Origin of the sequence: Escherichia sp. AM3 (assembly GCF_032029835.1) — a bacterium.
Classification (GTDB): domain Bacteria; phylum Pseudomonadota; class Gammaproteobacteria; order Enterobacterales; family Enterobacteriaceae; genus Escherichia; species Escherichia coli.
Window position 1 is genome coordinate 1 of record NZ_JAVUPQ010001002.1, and the last position, 268, is coordinate 268.

At 55.2% G+C, this 268-nt stretch carries 1 protein-coding gene; it reads left to right on the forward strand.

All coding sequences use genetic code 11. The annotated features are described in order from the left end of the window. On the forward strand, positions 1 to 268 hold a 268-nt coding region (locus tag RTW80_RS29435), incomplete at both ends, for an isocitrate dehydrogenase kinase/phosphatase AceK regulatory subunit (protein WP_312721661.1).

Sequence of the window (268 nt, forward strand, 5' to 3'; positions counted from 1 at the left end):
GTCTATTGCCGGTTATTTGACCACCGCTCATTATCTCCTGAGCGGTTATTTATCTTCAGCTCCCAGCCGGAGCGCCGCTTTCGTACCATTCCGCGTCCGCTGGCGAAAGATTTCTTTCCCGATCGCGGTTGGGAAAAGCTCCTGCACCGCGTCTTAACGGATTTGCCGCTGCGCCTGCCTTGGGAGAATAAACCCCGGGATATCGGCTATATCCACGCATATCTCAGTGAAACCTTCGGTGAGGAGGTGCTCAGCCGCAGCCATTTGC